General features: G+C 53.1%; 15 protein-coding genes. 8 read left to right on the top strand and 7 right to left on the bottom strand.

Translation table 11 applies throughout. The features are described 5' to 3' along the window. Window positions 1-3: 3 nt before the first annotated feature. Together HP555_RS13070 and HP555_RS13065 are read left to right on the top strand one after the other, a co-directional pair. Window positions 4-747: an ATP-binding protein gene (locus HP555_RS13070; RefSeq protein WP_199263013.1), complete on the top strand. Its 744-nt coding sequence runs from the start codon at window positions 4-6 to the stop codon at window positions 745-747. A gap of 211 nt (window positions 748-958) precedes the next feature. Then, entirely contained in the window at window positions 959-1,459 is a 501-nt protein-coding gene (locus tag HP555_RS13065; protein WP_199263012.1) for a shikimate kinase, read from the top strand. 112 nt (window positions 1,460-1,571) lie between these two features. Here the strand turns inward: HP555_RS13065 and HP555_RS13060 are convergent, their stop codons facing one another. The 6 genes from HP555_RS13060 to HP555_RS13035 form a co-directional block, all read right to left on the bottom strand. Further along, window positions 1,572-2,546: an MBL fold metallo-hydrolase gene (locus HP555_RS13060; RefSeq protein ID WP_199263011.1), complete on the bottom strand. Its 975-nt coding sequence runs from the start codon at window positions 2,544-2,546 to the stop codon at window positions 1,572-1,574. Window positions 2,547-2,627: 81 nt separating this feature from the next. Next, window positions 2,628-3,419 (bottom strand): flagellar basal body L-ring protein FlgH, encoded by a 792-nt coding sequence (locus HP555_RS13055; RefSeq protein WP_199263010.1) that lies wholly within the window; start codon window positions 3,417-3,419, stop codon window positions 2,628-2,630. Window positions 3,420-3,439: 20 nt separating this feature from the next. Then, entirely contained in the window at window positions 3,440-4,126 is a 687-nt protein-coding gene (locus HP555_RS13050) for an ABC transporter ATP-binding protein (protein WP_199263009.1), read from the bottom strand. After that, a complete protein-coding gene (locus HP555_RS13045; RefSeq protein ID WP_233249191.1) occupies window positions 4,119-5,357 on the bottom strand; it encodes a lipoprotein-releasing ABC transporter permease subunit in 1,239 nt (412 codons plus the stop codon). The genes HP555_RS13050 and HP555_RS13045 overlap by 8 nt, the downstream gene beginning before the upstream one ends. Next, entirely contained in the window at window positions 5,354-6,841 is a 1,488-nt protein-coding gene (gene lysS / locus HP555_RS13040) for a lysine--tRNA ligase (RefSeq protein WP_199263008.1), read from the bottom strand. Before lysS ends, HP555_RS13045 begins: the two co-directional genes overlap by 4 nt. A gap of 131 nt (window positions 6,842-6,972) precedes the next feature. Then, window positions 6,973-8,250 carry a class I SAM-dependent RNA methyltransferase gene (locus HP555_RS13035; protein ID WP_199263007.1) on the bottom strand — a complete coding sequence of 426 codons (1,278 nt, stop codon included), beginning with the start codon at window positions 8,248-8,250 and terminating at the stop codon, window positions 6,973-6,975. A 79-nt stretch (window positions 8,251-8,329) separates the two neighbouring features. Between HP555_RS13035 and HP555_RS13030 the strand changes: the two genes are divergently transcribed. From HP555_RS13030 to trpS, 6 genes are all read left to right on the top strand, one after another. Then, the gene (locus HP555_RS13030) at window positions 8,330-9,682 is read left to right on the top strand and encodes a sigma-54-dependent transcriptional regulator (protein WP_199263006.1); all 1,353 of its coding nucleotides are present in this window, start codon (window positions 8,330-8,332) and stop codon (window positions 9,680-9,682) included. Between the two features lie 98 nt (window positions 9,683-9,780). Then, window positions 9,781-12,444, top strand: coding sequence for a sensor domain-containing protein (locus HP555_RS13025; RefSeq protein WP_199263005.1), 2,664 nt, complete (start codon window positions 9,781-9,783; stop codon window positions 12,442-12,444). Between the two features lie 134 nt (window positions 12,445-12,578). Then, a complete protein-coding gene (locus HP555_RS13020; RefSeq protein WP_199263004.1) occupies window positions 12,579-13,910 on the top strand; it encodes a pyridoxal phosphate-dependent aminotransferase in 1,332 nt (443 codons plus the stop codon). Between the two features lie 283 nt (window positions 13,911-14,193). Then, window positions 14,194-14,778, top strand: a complete 585-nt coding sequence (grpE, locus tag HP555_RS13015) for a nucleotide exchange factor GrpE (RefSeq protein WP_199263003.1) — start codon at window positions 14,194-14,196, stop codon at window positions 14,776-14,778. A gap of 114 nt (window positions 14,779-14,892) precedes the next feature. Beyond that, entirely contained in the window at window positions 14,893-16,818 is a 1,926-nt protein-coding gene (gene dnaK, locus HP555_RS13010) for a molecular chaperone DnaK (protein ID WP_199263002.1), read from the top strand. Window positions 16,819-16,951: 133 nt separating this feature from the next. Beyond that, window positions 16,952-17,920: a tryptophan--tRNA ligase gene (gene trpS, locus HP555_RS13005; protein WP_199263001.1), complete on the top strand. Its 969-nt coding sequence runs from the start codon at window positions 16,952-16,954 to the stop codon at window positions 17,918-17,920. A 118-nt stretch (window positions 17,921-18,038) separates the two neighbouring features. Here trpS and HP555_RS13000 read toward each other — a convergent pair whose 3' ends face one another. Then, a complete protein-coding gene (locus HP555_RS13000) occupies window positions 18,039-18,992 on the bottom strand; it encodes a peptidylprolyl isomerase (protein WP_233249190.1) in 954 nt (317 codons plus the stop codon). Between the last annotated feature and the right edge of the window lie 113 nt (window positions 18,993-19,105).

The raw sequence follows: 19,105 nt of genomic DNA, 5'->3' as shown, positions 1-19,105 counted from the left end.
AGTATGAAAGTATTGCGAAAAATTATAAAGATAGATGAAGAATTGTGCGATGGATGCGGGCTCTGTGTTCCGGATTGCGCTGAAGGCTCCTTACAGATCATCAACGGCAAGGCCCGTTTAGTGGCGGATAACCTCTGTGATGGTCTGGGCGCCTGCCTGGGATCGTGTCCGACCGGGGCTTTGCAGATTATAGAGCGGGAAGCCGATGCGTTTGATGAAGAGGCCGTGGAGCACTATCTCGCAGCGCAGCAGGAACAAAAGATCGATTCTGTACTCCCGCAAGGTTCGGGCTGCCCATCAGCGCAGTTACAGACGTTTGCACCGCTGACACCCTGCCAGGCCGCCAACGCACCCAGTCTGCAAACCGGTTCTGCGCTGTCACACTGGCCGGTCCAGATCCGGCTTATCCCACCAACAGCGCCGTTTCTGGACAACTGTGATCTCCTGGTCGCTGCAGACTGTACAGCCGTTGCTTATGCCGGTTTGCAGAAAGATTTCATCACCGGTCGGGTGGTGATGATGGGGTGCCCGAAGTTTGATGATCAAGAGCTCTATGTTCAGCGGTTCATTGAGATTTTTCGCACACGAAAACTCAATTCGTTGACCATTTTGATCATGGAAGTGCCTTGCTGTCATTCCATGCTGCAGATCATCAGAACAGCCCTGGCCGCAGTTAAACCCGATTTTCCGATACGTCAGGTGATTGTTTCCACACACGGCGAGATCAAGGGGGAATCGACCTGGTAACTCTTTCGGACAGAAACGGGCCTGCTGATCTGCTCGGAACTGTTTGGTTTCTCACCTTTTGGATAGAGCCTTGAGGTAGAATCTGAGCAGCTGCATGTCTTTGAAACCGGGGTGTTGCCAAACCCCGGTCGTGCTGTATGTATGTGGCTGGAAGTCTGGATGGATCCCTTTCGCACACTTTGTTTTTGTATCTTTTTAAGGTGACAGTGTCATGAAGAGCAATCTCACGCTGATCGGGATGCCGGGGGCCGGAAAGAGTACGGTCGGCATCATCCTTGCTAAGAACTTGTCACTGGGATTTATTGACACCGACGTACTCATCCAGATCAATCGGCAGAAGTCTTTGCAACAGATCCTTGACGACAGCGGTCATCTTGTGCTGCGAGCCATTGAAGAGGAGGAGATCCTCAAGCTCAATGTCAGCAACCATGTGATCGCCACCGGTGGCAGTGCCGCCTACAGTGAAAAGGCCATGGCTCATCTCAAGGCGATGTCGACCGTTATCTTTCTTGATGTCTCGTTCCAGGAAATCAAACGTCGTATCCGTAACTTTGACTCACGTGGCATTGCCAAGGCTGGAAATCAGACATTCCAGGAACTCTACGATGAGCGCCAGATACTGTACCGGAAGCATGCGGAGCTGATCGTAGACTGTGACGGTATGGACCAGGAAGAGGTTGCCGGGTACATCGCCCGGGCGATTGGCCGTTAAGGGCTATAGCGTTAAGGCATCGGCAGCATCGTTCACCTGAAATCATCTGGTTCAGGCCCACCCGGGTGTAGTGTGTACTTTCACCGTCTGGTTTTTCTTCTGATCCGGCTGATCACTTCTTCTTAAAAGCATCGCTCATCCCGAATTCAATCGGCACCCAGGCATAGCTCTCCACACCATCGGCACGGACACGGCCGATGCCGGGGAAGGGGAGGTGCATGCCTGCCACCAGAATCTGAGTGGTCGATGTATCGCGCAGCAGTGCTTTGCGGGTGGCTTTGGCCTGTTTGGGATCGACATCAAAGTCAATGGAGACATCAGGCCGGCTGAACTGAACTGCGTGCGAATGTACAATATCTCCCCAGATCAGGAGTTGCCGGCCATCAGACTCTACCTTGAAGGCGGTATGGCCCGGTGTATGGCCTTCAGTCTTGACTGCCAGTATTCCCGGAACTATCGGGCCATAGTCAAACGTTTTCCACCGGTCTGAGCGCAGATAAGGTGCTGCAGTCTCCTGTGCAATTTTGAAAAAGGCTCGTGCTTTTTCGGGTGCTGCTGCTGCCTGCTGTCCGGACAACCAGTAGTCATGTTCAGCCTGTGCAACCCGGATCGTTGCTTGGGGAAAGAGCGGCGTGCCGGCTGTATCGGTCAGCCCGCCCACATGATCGCCGTGCAGATGGGTGAGAAGCACTGTGTCCACCTGGGCAGTGTCATACCCGGCGGCCTGCAGGTTGGTGATCGTCCTGCCAAGGCCAGGGCCAAAGAGTTGTCCTCCACCGGTGTCCACCAGAATGAGGTGCGTGCCGGTATTGATCAGATAGGCGTTGACAGCGGTTTGCATCTTGGGATTGCCGACAAACATCCGGGCCAGGAGCTGGTCGATCTCTTCCGGTTTGGCGTGGTGGAGCAGGCCCTTATCCAGTTCAGTTGCGCCATCATACAGGGCAGTGACCTCAAACTGACCGAGCTGCATCCGGTAATACCCGGGAACCTGTGTCAGAATTTGAGGCGCCTGTGCCTGGCAGACGGACAGAAAGCAGAAGATAAAGAGTGGTATCAGTACAAGATGATGGAGGCGGGACAGCATGGCAAAGCTCCTTGGTGTATGACGGTTTGCAGAGGACCTGGAGTTGACTGAACCTGACTGTTCCTGATACGTTGGTTAAGGTCAGCGGACAATAAATCCAAGCGCTTTTAAATCCTTGGCCCAGGGTGCCCATGGCCCGGTCATGAAGGATGCGGTCATCTCTGTAGAATTAAAGAGAACAGTGGCATCCTGGTCAAGATGGCATTTGCGATCATAGTTGGTATGGCTGATGCGCAACTGCCAGATATTATCAGTGCTCGGGAGCACCTCTTCAACGTAGACAGGGTGGCCGGTGGGCATGCCGCGGCGGGCGTTTCTGTCCAGCACCAGGACCGATCCGGCAACCGGCTCGAAAGTGGTGGCGCTGTTGTTTTTTGCGCAGGCAAACCACTGCACCGGGCTTGTATCCCCGAGCTTACACGTGTCAATACCGGTGCGACAGCGGGCATAGATCAAACTCTGTGGTTGGCAGCGACTGGTGGTTGTAACCATCCTGGTCACGGTCGTCATGGGCTTGGCAGTCGTGGCTGTTGCATCTTTTTTGGCGAGATGAGCAGCTGTGGCCGCTTTTTTTGCCGGAATGTGTTTTTTGATCATCCTGGTGGACGTTTTCCCCGGCTGTAAACGGTAACAGGAGGCCCGGTTGCGTTCACTTACAAGGACAGACTGTTTGGCTGCACTGATGGTGGTCTTTGGTTTGCCTGTAATCTTTGGTGCAGGGGTCCGGGGATGACTTTTGGCGGGGGGATCCGTCTGTACGGCCGCCGGTGGAGCCGTCTGCCGGGGTAACGGTTTGGAAGTGCTGCAACCGGAGAGACCAAGAGCAGCAATGATCAGCACTGTAGGGATAAGATGTAAGAGAGGCCGTACCATAACTGTACTCATCAAGAAGATTAGGCGGTGGAGCAGAGGCGACCATCGGCCAGGGTCAGACAGTGATCCATAGCCCCGGCCAGGCTCATGTTATGGGTGACCATGACCACTGCCAGGTGAAGATGATCACTCAGCTCCTGTAATAATTCAAAAACCCGCTGGCCGCTGGCGGCATCCAGGTTGCCGGTCGGTTCATCGGCAAGGAGCAGGGCCGGGCTCATAATGAGGGCGCGTGCCAGGGCAACACGCTGCTGTTCACCTCCGGACAGTTCGCCGCTGCGGTGTTCCAATCGCTTGGCCAGGCCGACCCGTTCAAGCAGTCCGACAGCCGCTTTTCGCAGCTCAGCGTGGGAGCGGCCATGAATGAGGCCGGGCATCATCACGTTCTCCAGGGCTGAAAATTCAGGAAGAAGGTGATGGAACTGGAAGATAAAGCCAAGGTGGCGGTTGCGGTGTTCAGCCAGATCAGACTCGTTTTTACCGCTCAATTCAACACCTTGAAACAGGAGTGTTCCGGAGTCCGCCGTGTCCAGGGTACCAAGGATCTGGAGCAGAGTGGTTTTCCCCGATCCGGAAGCGCCGACAATGGCGGTCATCTCACCGGGCTGCACGGTCAGGTTGACCTTGTTGAGTACAGTGATGGTGTCACGACCGCTCGGATAGGTTTTGCGCAGGTCCACAGCTTGGAGAAGCGGAGTGTCATTCATAACTGAGGGCCTCGGCAGGACGGATCCGCGATGCTTTCCACGATGGATAGAGTGTGGCGACCAGAGTGATGAGCAGAGCGGAGAGGGCGATAACCGTGACATCGAACGGTACCACTTTGATGGGCATGGTGGACATGGGATAGACGTTGCTCGGCAGTTCAATGATCTTGTACCGTTTGAGTAACGCACAGAGGCCAAGACCACTGAGCATACCCAGGAATGTGCCGACAAGCCCGATGAGCATGCCCTGATAGAAAAAGATACGCATGATGGCCCTGGTGGTGGCGCCCATGGATTTAAGGATGGCGATATCCCGGTTTTTTTCCATGACCATCATGATCAGGGCACTGATGATGTTGAGGGCAGCGACCAGGATAATCAAGTCCAGGGCAATAAAGATACCGAGTTTTTCCAGCTTAAGCGCTGCAAACAGGTTCTGGTTCAGTTGCATCCAGTCACGGACCGAATACTCGTGACCAAGCACCTGCTGGATGGCTGCGGCCGTTCGGTGCGCAGCATCGATGTCGTGTACCCGGATCTCAATACCGTGTACGCCCTGGCGCAGATCAGTGAGGCTGCGAGCGGTCTCCAGATTGACATATCCCATGGTGGAGTCGTACTCGAACATACCTGTTTCAAACAGGCCGGCCACCATGCAGGTGCGGATCTTGGGGAGCACACCCATGGGCGAAAGGGGGCCGTTGGGTGAGATCAGACGAACCTTGTCACCGAGTCCGACCCGAAGTTGCCGTGCCATGTCGATACCCATGACAATGGAGGGGATCTCGGTGGGCTTGTCAAGATCAGCCAATCTTCCGGCCACCATTTTTTTGTCGATACCGAGCACCTGCACGGCGCTGCCGGCATCAATGCCCCGCAGGACCAGGCCGGTGGACTGGGTCGCTGAGCTGATCAGGGCCTGCCCGTAGATGTAGGGAGTGGTTGCCTGGACGCCCTGGACTGTTTTTATGGATGCGGCGACCTCATCAGGCTTGGTGATGGTCGAGCCGAATCGCTGCACCAGGACGTGGGCATTCACGCCGATGATTTGATCACGCAGACCTTCAGTGAACCCGGTAAATACCGACAGGACAACGATGAGGGCCATGACACCGACAGCCACTCCGAGAATGGAAATCAAAGTGATCAGGGAGATGAATTTCTGCTTTCGTTTAGCCCGCAGGTACCGCAGGCTGACAAACCATTCAAAGGAGGCCATGGGTTTGGTCATTCACCGGTTTCCGGCTTCATCTGCGGAAAAAGGATAACATCACGAATGGAAGGTGCATCGGTCAACAGCATGACCAGTCGATCAATACCAATCCCTTCACCCGCCGCCGGCGGCATCCCGTACTCCAAAGCCCGGACATAATCGCGGTCCAGGACCGGATGGATTTCCTCATCATCGCCACGGCCGTCGATCTGCTTTTGAAAGCGCTGCAGCTGATCGACGGGGTCATTAAGTTCGGAAAAGGCATTGGCAATTTCCCGGCCGGTGATAAACAGTTCAAACCGGTCCGTAACCGTCGGGTCGTCATCGTTACGCCTGGCCAGTGGTGAAACTTCAGTCGGATAGGAGGTGATAAAGGTCGGATTGATCAGCTGTTCTTCAACCAGGAGTTCAAACAGTTCGGTTTTTGCTTTACCCGGACCAGCGCCGGGAGGCAGCTCAATACCTTTTTTTGTGGCGAGCGCTCTGACTGCCGTATCATCCTTGAGCACGGCGGGATCAATACCGGCGATTTTTTCCAGGGCCTCTTCCATGGTTAAACGTTGCCAGGGGGGAGCGAGGTTAACCGGTATTCCCTGGTAGGTGATGTCCAGCGTGCCGGTGATCTCATGGGCCAGCCAGGAGATCATTTCCTCTGTCAGATCCATGAGATCATGGTAGCTTGAGTAGGCCTGATAGAACTCCAGCATGGTGAACTCCGGGTTGTGCCGGGTGGACAATCCTTCGTTCCGGAAGTTACGGTTGATTTCGAACACTTTTTCAAACCCGCCCACCAGGAGTCGTTTCAGATAGAGTTCCGGGGCAATACGTAAGTAGAGATCGGTATCCAGGGCATTGTGATGGGTGCGGAAAGGTTTGGCCGTGGCGCCGCCGGGCACCGGCTGCATCATAGGCGTCTCAACCTCCATAAAGCCACGGTTGCTCAGAAACTCACGGATGAGACGGATGATTTCAACCCGTTTTTTAAAAATATCACGACTCTCCGGGTTGACAATCAGATCGAGGTACCGTTGCCGGTAGCGGGTTTCAATGTCAGTCAAGCCATGGAATTTCTCCGGTAATGGGCGCAGCGATTTGGTGATCAGCTGCATTGTCAGGGCTTCCAGCGAAAGCTCACCGGTTTTGGTTTTGAATAACTCGCCTTCAACACCAACGATGTCACCGATATCCCATTTTTTAAAGAGGTTGAACTGTTCTTCACCAAGCAGGTCCCTGCGCGCATAGACCTGAATGCGCCCTGAGGCGTCCTGCAGGTGAAAGAAGGCGGCCTTGCCGAACTTGCGCATCGACATGATCCGGCCGGCCACCCGGTGAGGTGTTTCAGATTCAGCACGGCACTCCGCAGCCAGGCAAACTCCCAGGGGAAGGATGCCGGCAACAGGGGTCGGGTTTTTAAAGGTATTGTTAAAAAGTTTAACCCCGGACTGCGCCAGGGTTTCGGCTTTTTCGCGTCGTTGCTTGAGGAGGTTGCTTGTTGTTTCCATCAGGGTGTCGGCAAGAATGATAGGGAAGCTTCTCTGGATTGCACAGTGCAGCGCAGATTTAAATGAAGACTATACATTGACAGGATGATTAATGAATAAACAAAATTAGATAGTATGTACCGCAACCGATGTCAATTCCTTTCAAGTAGCCCTATGGATTCGATGTGATGTGTCTGCGGAAACATGTCGACCGGCATGAGGCGGGTCAGCCGATACCCGTCAGCGGTGATCCGGGCAAGATCGCGTGCCAGGGTGGCCGGATCACAGGAGATAGTGATGATGTGTTTTGGCGCAAGCCCGGCTGCCAGCAGGGATGCAGCCCTGCCCAGACCCCGGCGGGGCGGGTCGCAGAGAATACAGTCAAAAAATTCTTTTTGCTGCACAAGTGTTTGCAGGTAGCGTTCCACATCGGCGGCAACAAACCTGGTTGTGGTTAATCCGCAGTTTCTGCTGTTTTCCTCAGCATAATGAACACTTCGACGATTATGTTCGACTCCGACCACCCTGGCGCCCTGGAGAGCTATCGGAACGGTAAAGTTGCCGATGCCGCAAAACAGATCCAGAACAGTTGATGCAGAGGGGTATTGCGGTAAAAAATCAACAGCAAGCTGCACCAGCTGAGCATTCTGGGCACAGTTTGTCTGGAAGAAACAGCGGTGATCCCAGGCCAGACGATAGTCGCGTCCATGCTGGGAGAAGCGTTGTGATAACGGGATGGAGGGAGAAGTCTTGTGCTGGTGGTGGATAAGGCTTACATCGGCAAGGGCAGCCATCTGATCCTGAAGACGATGGTCCATGGAGATGCCGTGATGCGGGTGGAGGATCAGCATGACCTGATCATTTTCCGGACTCTGGATGATCTCAACGGCCTTGACCTGTCCGCTCAATCGTTTGGGCCAGTCACTGGCAGCGATCTTGGCGAGCACCCGGTTGATCGGTTCTGTGGCCAGCAGACAGCGCTGGATCGGTACCACGGTGTTCGTGGCAACCTGATGAAATCCCAGATTGCCTGACTGGTCAAGGTGCAGGCGCAGGCGAAAACGATACCCCAGTGATTCGGGGGAGGCCAGTGTGGGGGAGGATTCGCTGGGAAGCGGCAGACGGGCCCGTTCAAGTGATTCATTAAGAATGGCATGCTTGATCGCCAGCTGGGCAGGGTAGGCAGCGTGCTGGAAGTTGCAGCCGCCGCAACGTCCATAGTAGGGACAGGGCGGTTGTCTTCGATCAGGTGATGTCTCGTTGATCTGGACAATTTCCGCCTCAACATACCCCCGGCGTAGCTGGGTGACGCGGACACGGAGGGATTCACCCGGCAGAGTACCTGCCACAAGCACGACCTGACCGTTGGCCAGTCTGCCGAGCCCCTTGCCGCCGGCAACAATCTTTTCAATGATGACGGTTTGTTCCATTTGCGCATAATAGCCATTTGTTGCTAGTATGCTCAAGAAATGATTGCATGATTTATTTTTTTGATAATGAAATCGAGGTGTGGGTGTGCAGGGCAAAGCCAGGGTGTTGATCGTTGACGATGAACGGGTACACCGATTCATGTTAAGTTCACTGTTTGAGGAGTGGGGGTGGGAAGCTCAGGAGGCGGATGACGGATCCACTGCTGTTCTGGCTGTTGAACAGGGGCCTTTTGATGCAATTCTCATGGATGTGCGTATGACGGTCATGGACGGTATGGAGGCCCTGAAACGTATCCATGCGATTAATCCGGCTATTCCGGTTGTTATTATGACAGCCTACTCGTCGGTGGACTCTGCCGTGGCTGCCATCAAGCAGGGCGCACATGATTATCTGACCAAGCCGCTTGACTTTGACCGGCTCCGCACAACCCTGGAAGTGGCCATGGGCCATCGTCAACAGGACAGTGAGACAGTGGATTTTGGCCGGCCTTTTGGTAATGACGGCAGAATTATCGGGAAGTCAGCCCCCATGCAGGCCCTCTGGGAAATGATTGTGCATGTTGCCCCCACAGAGGCCACTGTCCTGATCAACGGTGAATCAGGGACAGGTAAGGAGCTGGTAGCAGCGGCTTTGCATCATCAGAGTCAGCGAAACAAGGGGCCTTTTATCAAGGTGAACTGTGCGGCCCTGGCTGAGACACTTTTGGAATCTGAACTTTTCGGCCATGAACGAGGGGCTTTTACCGGTGCTGATCGAAGGCGTGAGGGCCGGTTTGTTCAGGCTCATGGCGGTACTCTTTTTCTCGACGAGATTGGCGAAACGTCACCGGCCATGCAGGCAAAGCTGCTCAGGGTTCTTCAGGAACATGAGTTGCAACGGGTCGGCGGGCAGGAGACCATTCAGGTTGATGTGAGAATTCTTGCGGCAACCAATCGCGATCTGGAAGAAGAGGTGGCAGCAGGTCGTTTCCGTGAAGATCTGTACTATCGCCTCAACGTTGTCGAGCTGGAGGTACCGCCGCTCCGTGAACGGCAGGGCGACATTCCCCTGTTGGCAAACTATTTTCTTTGTAAATTCTCGGAAAAAAATGGGCGGGCAGTCAGTGGCATCACACCGGACTGCATGGACGTCTTCAATCGGTATCCCTGGCCCGGGAATGTGCGTGAGCTGGAACATTCAATCGAGCGTGGCGTGATTCTGATGCGTGGTGACTATCTGGACCTGGATGCACTGCCCGCAGCAATCCAGCGATGGGCTGGTCTTAATGCACCAAAAGAGACCGAGGAGCCGTCCACTTTAAAAGAAGCAGAGAAGATGCTCATCCTTAAAACACTTGAAGAGACCGGCGGTAATCGGAGCGAAGCTGCCCGGCGTCTGCAAATTACCCGGAAGACCCTCTTGAACAAGATTAAAAGTTATAATATAAGTTGATGTGAAAAATTCCTACCTGCACCAGCTTCACAGGTCATGATCAACAGTTTTTTTCAGGAGCGTCTTGTGCGCTGTCACTCTTCTCATCATCGTTTTTTATGATACGATCATCAGCCCTGTTGCAGGCCGCGTATACTGTCTGTCGCTATTTGATTTCCGAACGGGACCTGCCGACGCTGCTGCAGGGCATCTGTGATCGTCTCGTCGGACCGGCAACCTATCAGACGACCCTGCTGGTTTTGCTCGATCAGACCGCCGGCGGCATGATCTCTGCAGAAACCGGGTTTGATAAGGACCAGGTGGCTGCGATCATGGCCCGGTTGCGTGACGGGCAACTGCCTGCCTGTGGTGTTCGGGCGCTGGCATCGGAAGTATATGAAGCGATACCCTGCGAAGATGCCGGCTGCTGGTTCTGCACGCCTGCCGAGAGGCAGGAACCGGCTCGGTCTTTGTGTGTAGCGCTGCCTTGCAGCTCTACCCTTTCCGGATTCATGATTGTCCAGTTGCCGTCCGAAAGAGAGATCGTGGCGGGCGAGGATGATATCTTAACGGATCTGGCTGAGACAATCTCCCAGGCCCTGCGCCAGCTGTTTGTTTTTGAAGAGGTCACCTTCAATGCCCAGGAGCTGCGTTTAGCTGAAGAACGGTATGAACTGGCGCTGCATGCCTCTCAGGCCGGTCTATGGGACTGGAATATCAAGACCGGTGAGATGTACACCAGTCCGGACCAGTGGGAATTGCTGGACTATAGAGACAACGATGCATCAGCTGACTCGTCTCGTCGAACGATCCATCCGGATGACCGTGAACAGGTACTCAAGGTGCTGAACGAACATCTGAGCGGTACCACTGAAGAGTATCGGATCGAGTATCGGGTGCAGGGGGAAGACGGTGAGCTGGCCTGGTTTCTGGATCGTGGCCAGGTGGTGGAACGTGATGCCAATAATATGCCGGTACGGATGACCGGGACACACCAGAATATCACCCTGCAGAAACGACAGGATCAGGCCTTGCAGGCTGTGCAGCAACAGCTGCACGACGCCCTTGATGTTGAACGGAACTTTCTGCAGACTGTTATAGACAGTGCCGGTGATCCGGTTATGGTGATTGATCTTGATTTCACACTGCTGCTGATCAATCAGGCGGCTGCACACCTGGTGCGGCATGCCGGTGCAACGGGTGAACTGGCCGGGCAGAAGTGTCACCATCTGTTCTGCAATGCCGCTGTCCCCTGTCATGACGAACGTTTTCCCTGTCCGGTTCTTGAGGTTCGGAATCGGCAACGTTCGGTCAAGCTGACGCATAATCCTTATCATGGCAACAGCGTCAACAACACCTTTGAGCTGGAAATTTCACCCCTGCGGAACAGTCAGGGAGCAATTTACGGTATCATTGAGGTTGCCCGGGATGTAACCGATTACCTGCGCATCGAGAAAGAGTTGCGTGACAGTCAGTCCCATCTTTATCGTCTTGCGCACCACGACACCTTAACCGGTCTCCCCAACCGGTTGTTGTTTCGTGATCGTCTTGCCAAGGCCATCAGCATAGCCGAACGAAACCGAACCGGGGTGGCAGTGCTTTTTCTTGACCTTGATCATTTCAAGCAGATCAATGACACCTTGGGGCATGATGTCGGCGATGAACTGCTGGTCACCGTTGCCAGACGACTGCAGCGGCAATGCCGTCAGTCTGACACTGTGGCCCGGTTGGGCGGGGATGAATTTGTCTTTGTACTGGAGGCGGTGAGCAATCGACATGATGCAGCGATGATCGCTGAGAAGATCCTGACCGCTGTGAACACACCGGTACACGTCAAAGGCCATGAGCTGCATGTGACCACAAGCATAGGTGTTGCCCTGTTTCCGCACGATTCTTCCAGTTTGGATGGTGTGGTCAAATGTGCGGATATTGCACTGTATGCAGCCAAGGAGGTGGGGCGCAGTAACTTTCAGCTCTATCGCCCTGATATCGTTGCTAGCGGTCAACGGCCACAGATGGGGGTGCAGCAATTTCAGGAGGCCTTGACATCTCCCGGCTTCTGTCTGCAGTATCTTCCGCAAATGGATGTACAGAGCGGAACGCTGGTCGGCGTGAAAGCGGTGTTGCAGTGGGAACACCCCGACATGGGCTTGTTGCTGCCGAATGCCTTTTTGGCGGCTGCAGATGAGTGTGATATGCTTGCCGCTGTCAGCCGCTGGCAGTTGGAACGCGCGTGTCAGGCGATAGACTCTCTGCGTTCTCAGGGGATATCACCTGTTCCGTTCACTGTTGCCGTTACTGCCCGTCAACTGCGACACGCCGGATTTTTTTCTATGTTTGCGGAGCTCATGACCAGCTATCCCGGTGTTGCCAAAGAGCTGATTGTTGAGATTCCGGACACAGCCATGACCGAGATCGGTGCACAGGTGCGGGAAGAGCTTGTTCGGGCTGCTGATCTCGGCCTGGGATTGGCGATCAGGGGGTTTGATGAAGATGGTTGTTCTGTGGCCTGTCTGCCGAGGATACCTATCAGGCGCCTGGTGATCAGGCGTCGATGTCTGAGTGATATCTGCAATGCTCCACCCGGGGGGGCACAATCTCTGTTAGCGGTTATTATTGCTTTAGGACGGGTTTTAAAGGTGCCGATACTTGCCGATGGGGTCGAGCGGAAAGAACAGCTTGATATGCTTCGCACCCATGGTTGCGATTTGGGACAGGGACCGTATTGGGGCGTGCCATGTCCTGAAAAACAACTGCTGGCCTTGTGCCGTGATCGTGCATAGAGGTCGTTGACGATGCTTCCCCGCTGTGGTAAGACCGCGATTTGTTTTTTTAAAATTATCACTGCGTATGCGGTGTTTCGGGCATACCAACTAAAATCTTCTGTTTGTTGAAGAGTACAGTCTGACTGAAAAAAATGCGTACAGATATTTTACATATAGGTGCCGGCGAACTGAACTATGAGATTCGTAATATTGTCGGCGTCGGTGAAAAACTCCAGAAAATGGGTGTCCAGATTAACTGGGAGAACATCGGAGATCCGATCACCAAGGGTGAAAAGATTCCGGAATGGATGAAAGATATCGTGGCTGAGGCGGTGCGCGAGGATGCAACCTATGCCTACAGCCCGACAAGAGGATTGCTGGCGACACGAGAGTTTGTGGCATCCTGTACAAACAGTCTCGGCGGTGTGCAGATTGATGCCGATGATGTCATCTTTTTTAATGGTTTAGGTGACGCCATTTCCAAAGTGTATGGACTCCTCAGGCCACCTGCACGGGTTCTGGTACCGACTCCGAGTTATACGACCCACAGTTCGGCTGAAGCCGCCCATGCAAGTGATCGACCGGTTACCTACATTCTCGATCCCAACCATCTCTGGTATCCGGATCTTGAGGACATTGAAAACCATGTTAAATATAACCCGGCTGTGGCCGGTATCCTGGTGATCAATCCCGATAACCCGACCGGTGCCGTGTATCCGGCGGACGTGATGCGGGCGATTGTCGAGATCTGTGAAAAGAACGACCTGTTCATCATCTGTGATGAGATCTATCAGAATATGACGTACAACGGAACAGGCTCCGCTCCTCTGTGCACCGTGATCGGCAACAAGGTGCCGGCAATCTGTATGCGCGGTATTTCGAAGGAGATGCCCTGGCCGGGGAGTCGTTGCGGGTGGATAGAGGTCTACAACCGCCGCCGGGATCCGATGTTCGCCACCTACGTGCAGTCGATCCTTGACGCCAAGATGCTGGAAGTGTGTTCAACCACACTACCGCAGGTGGTACTGCCCAGAATTAAATCCCATCCTGAGTACACTGTACACCTTAAAAACCGGATCAAACGGTATGAGCGCTATTCAAACCTTGCCTATGATATCCTGAAAAACGTCAAAGGACTGCTGGTGAATCGCACCAACGGGGCCTTTTATATGAGTGCGGTCTTTGAGGAAGGGGTGCTCAATCATAAACAGATTCTGCCGATTATGGATACCGAGGTACGGGAGACCGTGGAGCAGCTTGTTGCCGGATCGAATGTTCAACCTGACAAGCGGTTTGTGTATTACCTGTTGGCAGCCACCGGGATCTGCGTCGTCCCACTTTCCTCTTTTGCCACCGAATTACAAGGATTTCGTATCACTCTGCTTGAGCAGAACGAAGAGGACTTTGTCCGGATATTTCAAACAATTGCCAGCAGCATTCAAAGCTACATCAACTCACATCCGATCTGCCGGTATTGCGGGTAATCACTTTTTTCCGGCTTGAACGCTTCTTGCTCATCGCAACCGCTGTAGTGATCCTGCAGCGGTCCCCGTTGTTTTCTCGTTGTTTTTTCTAGCAAATTTTCCCGTGTTTTCCCTGGTAAATCCCTGTCCGGTTCCCTTGACACCCGATTTTGCCATACTTATTGTTCGCACCAGATTTGATTGATGTGCACGAAGCCGTCAAAGCTGACAGCTGAAAACCGGTGGGGTTTAAACCGTACAGGTATGGAACCTGTCAGTAGAAATACGAACAAGGGAGCTTAGAGTGGGAGACGAGGTAAAACATCAGGAGTTTGGCAGCGAACAGCCTGCGACGAGCGAGACATACGAAGAGGCGGAGAAAGAGACGAAAGGAGCGGCAGCTGAAGAGAATCAGGCAACTGAAATCGAAACCATGCAACGGGAACTGGCCGAGACACGTGACCAGCTGATGCGGGTCGCTGCTGAATTCGAGAATTTTAAAAAACGGATGGAACGGGAGAAAAACAAGCTGCTTAAGTATGCAGAGGAGAATCTCCTTCGTGACCTGCTGACCACGGTGGACAATCTGGACCGGGCTGTGGAGCAGGGCAATGTAGCAATCTCCGATGGTGAGGATGTCCGATTGCAGGCCATGCTTGAAGGGGTGGAGTTGACCCGGAAAGGGTTGGTCAGTACCCTGGAACGATACGGCGTTGAACCAATTGAGGCCATTGGGCGAGCTTTTAATCCTGACGAGCATGATGCACTGACCATGGAAGCGAGCGCTGAGATGCCGGCCAACCATGTGATACGGGAATTTGCCCGTGGCTACCGTTTTAAGGACAGAGTGTTACGACATGCACAGGTTATTGTGTCCAGTGGTTCATGAAACAGCCCTTGACAGTCATTGGATTATTCGCACAGTATCTGTTGCTGATGATAAAAAATGATCAGGCCTTTTTTTAGCCGAATTTATACTACAAAATGAGAGGAGATTGAAATCATGGGAAAAATAATAGGTATCGATTTAGGGACCACCAACTCTTGTGTGGCACTTATGGAGGGTGGAGACCCAAAGGTTATAGAAAATACCGAGGGAAACCGGACAACACCCTCCATTGTCGCCTTTTCCGACAGCGGGGAGCGGTTGGTTGGTCAGATTGCCAAAAGGCAGGCGGTGACCAATCCCACGCGAACCCTTTTTGCCATTAAACGCCTCATCGGTCGTAAGTTCAGCGATCCAGAGGTGAAAAAGTCTATTGAGGTCAGTCCTTTTGCCATTGTTGAAGGCCCTGGTGGTGACGCTGTGGTTGAAGTGGAAGGAAAGACCTACACTGCTGCCGAGATTTCAGCCATGATTCTCGGCAAGATGAAGCAGACTGCCGAGGAGTATCTGGGTGAACCGGTCACTGACGCTGTGGTCACAGTGCCGGCCTACTTTAATGATGCCCAGCGGCAGGCCACCAAAGATGCCGGTAAAATTGCAGGTTTGAATGTACAGCGGATCATCAACGAGCCCACCGCAGCCTCTTTGGCCTACGGCCTTGATAAAAAAGGTGAAGAGAAAATTGCAGTTTTTGATCTGGGCGGCGGTACTTTCGACGTCTCCATCCTTGAGATCGGTGACGGCGTGTTCGAGGTTAAATCAACCAATGGCGACACCTTTCTCGGTGGTGAAGACTTTGATATTCGCATTGTCAACTGGTTGGCCGATGAGTTCAAGCGTGATCAGGGCATTGATTTGCGCAACGATAAGATGGCGTTGCAGCGGTTGAAAGAGGAGGCGGAAAAAGCCAAAAAGGAACTCTCCACCGCCATGGAAACCGATATCAACCTGCCGTTCATCACCGCAGATGCCAGCGGACCCAAACACCTGAACATGAAGCTCAGCCGGGCAAAACTTGAAGCGCTGGTTGAGGATCTGGTTGATCGTTGTGAGGGACCCTGCCGGACAGCGCTGAAGGATGCCGGTCTCAGCCCGGCCGACATTGATGAGGTTATCCTCGTGGGTGGTATGACCCGCATGCCGAAAGTGCAGGAAAAGGTCAAGGCTATCTTTGATAAGGAGCCGCACAAAGGCGTGAACCCTGATGAAGTTGTGGCTATTGGTGCGGCTATTCAGGGTGGTGTGTTGAAAGGCGATGTGAAGGACGTGCTTCTGCTTGATGTTACTCCGCTGTCCCTGGGTATCGAGACCTTGGGCGGGGTAATGACTAAACTTATTGAAAAGAACACCACCGTGCCGACCAAGAAGAGTCAGGTTTTCTCCACGGCCGCTGATAGTCAACCCGCTGTGTCGATTCATGTTCTTCAGGGTGAACGGGAGATGGCAGCCAACAACAAGACCATCGGTCGATTTGAACTGGCGGATATTCCTCCGGCACCAAGGGGTGTTCCTCAGATTGAAGTCACCTTTGATCTTGATGCCAACGGCATCCTGCATGTGTCAGCCAAAGATCTGGGAACCGGTAAGGAGCAGTCTATCCGTATCACCGCCTCTTCAGGATTGTCTGAGGAAGAGATCGAACGGATGAAAAAGGATGCAGAGCTTCATGCTGAAGATGATAAAAAGCGCAAAGAGCTGGTTGAGGCGCGGAACAATGCCGACTCCATGATCCATATGACCACTAAGAGTCTTACCGAACTGGGAGACAAGGTGGATGCAGCCACCAAGGCGAATGTGGAAAAGGAGATTGAAAATCTGAAAAAGGTGATGGAGACTGAGGATGCAGGTGCCATTAAGAGTGCCACCGACAGCCTTACCCAGGCCTCGCATAAGCTGGCGGAGTTGATGTATGCTCAGGCAAAAGAGCAGCAGGGAGAGGGAGCCGGTGGTGCATCTGCAGGGTCGACTGATCAGGGAGCCTCCGGCGGCAAACGTAAAGATGACGATGATGTTGTTGACGCTGATTTTGAAGAGGTCAAGTAACCAGTATCAGCCTGCCTGACAGGCAGCAGTGAGATGACAGGGGGTACGGTTTATTCCGTACTCCCTTTTTTTTATTTTCGCGTTATAACGTTTTGTCCGCATCTGTATCCTATGTTTTTATGAAGGGAGAAATATGAAACGAGTACTTTCAGGTATCCAGCCATCAGGCAAACTCCATATCGGCAACTACTTCGGCATGATGCAGCCCATGATTCAGCATGCCAAAACAGAGGATCTCTATGTGTTCATTGTTGACCTCCATGCCCTGACATCGGTTCAGGATCGGGATCGTTTACGGCAGGGGACACTGGAGGCTGCTGTCGATTTCCTGGCCCTGGGGCTCGATCCGGATCGTTGTACCTTCTGGGTTCAGTCCGATGTCCCGGAGGTGTGTGAGTTGACCTGGCTTTTGTCTGTGTTGACGCCGATGGGACTGCTGGAGAGATGTCATGCCTACAAGGATAAGGTGGCCAAAAGCATTCCAGCCAGTCACGGGTTGTTCTCCTATCCGGTTTTGATGGCTGCAGACATACTTCTGTATCAGTCGCAAGTGGTGCCGGTGGGAAAGGACCAGAAGCAGCATGTTGAAGTTGCCCGGGATATAGCCATTCGTTTTAACAATACCTATGGTGAAACCTTTGTTATACCCGAACCGGAAATCAGTGAAACCACTGCTATTGTTCCCGGTATTGACGGTCAGAAGATGTCCAAGTCATACAACAACACCATACCGATTTTTCTGGATGACAAAGCTCTTCGTAAACGGGTGATGGCCATTCAGACCGATGCTGCCCCGGTTGAAGCGCCGAAGAATCCGGAAACATGTAATCTGTACGCCCTGCTTAAACTCTTTGCCCCGCCGGAGAAGATGCAGGAGGTGCATGATCTTTACATTAACGGCGGGGCTGCCTACGGCTATTTAAAGCAGGATCTTTTTGAACTTATCAGCGATTATTTTGCCCCAGCCCGTCAAAGGAAGGAAGAGCTTCTTGCCAGCCCCGATTATGTGCGGCAAGTCTTGGCCAGGGGTGCGGAAAAAGCGCGGATCAAGGCGACAGTGACTTTGGATTTGGTCAGAGACCGGATGGGGTTAAAGTACTGATGTGACACTGTTTTGTCACAACGCTGTCAGTCTGTGCAAGATGTGTCGTCAGACTGACGCCGGACAGAGGTAAAAAGGCGGGAGATACCCGCCTTTTTCCAGTCATTTTTTTAAACGGTTAAAAATCAACCAGCTCCACATCAAAGACCAGCCAGGCACCGGGAGGGATGACACCGCCTGCCCCCTGCTCACCATAGGCCAGTTCAGGTGGGATGATCAGGGTACGTTTTTCACCCTTGGTCATTTGACTCAAAGCCTCGTCCCAGCCGCGAATGACCCGACCGGTTCCCACTGGAAAGGCAATGGGTTCCCCCCGGTCATAGGAGCTGTCAAACTTACGGTTACCAAGCAGCAAACGGCCGGTGTAATGGGCCTTGATGGTTGTACCGACAGCCGGGGGATTTCCCTCACCCTTTTGTTCAACCTGGTAGTAGAGCCCTGATTTGGTACGTACAGCTTTGGGCCATTGTTCTCTGATCATTTTTTTGATCTTTTCCTGGACGTTCTTACTGGCGGCCGCCTCCTGTTCCTTAATAGCGGCTAAGGCAGTTGTAAAGGCAGTCTGGTCGGTTTTAAAGGATTCGGCCTCTTTACCGACCCGGATGATGATGATTTCTTTTATCACATCACCTTTATCAATGTTGTTCACCACATCCTGGCCTTCGACGACGCGACCGAAGACCGTGTGTTTGTCGTCAAGATGGGGGGTGGCAACATGGGTGATGAAAAATTGCGAACCGTTTGTCCCGGGGCCGGCATTGGCCATGGACAGCACGCCCGGGCCGTCGTGACGTAAACCGGAGTCAAACTCGTCAGGGAACGTGTAGCCGGGTCCGCCGGTACCGGTTCCTAAAGGACACCCGCCCTGGATCATGAAGTTGGGGATGACCCGATGAAAGGTGAGCCCGTTGTAAAAGGCGGTTCCCGTTTGTTTACTGCTGCCGCCAAGATGAAGGGAACCTTCTGCAAGACCGACAAAGTTGATAACGGTTAACGGGGTTTTGTTATAGTAAAGTCTGAGCAGAATATCGCCTTTGGCGGTAACTATCTTAGCATAGAGTCCGTCTTTCATTTTCTTCTCCTCGGCAAATGCTGTGGGGTGTCCGGAGCAAAAGAGTAATAAGGGGAGAAGCAGAATAAGAAGTGGCCTGTACATAAAGATTCTCCGTTTATACCTTGCGTTTT

The sequence above is a fragment of the Desulfobulbus oligotrophicus genome, assembly GCF_016446285.1.
GTDB classification, from domain to species: domain Bacteria; phylum Desulfobacterota; class Desulfobulbia; order Desulfobulbales; family Desulfobulbaceae; genus Desulfobulbus; species Desulfobulbus oligotrophicus.
This window is presented reverse-complemented; position numbering and strand designations above follow the sequence as displayed.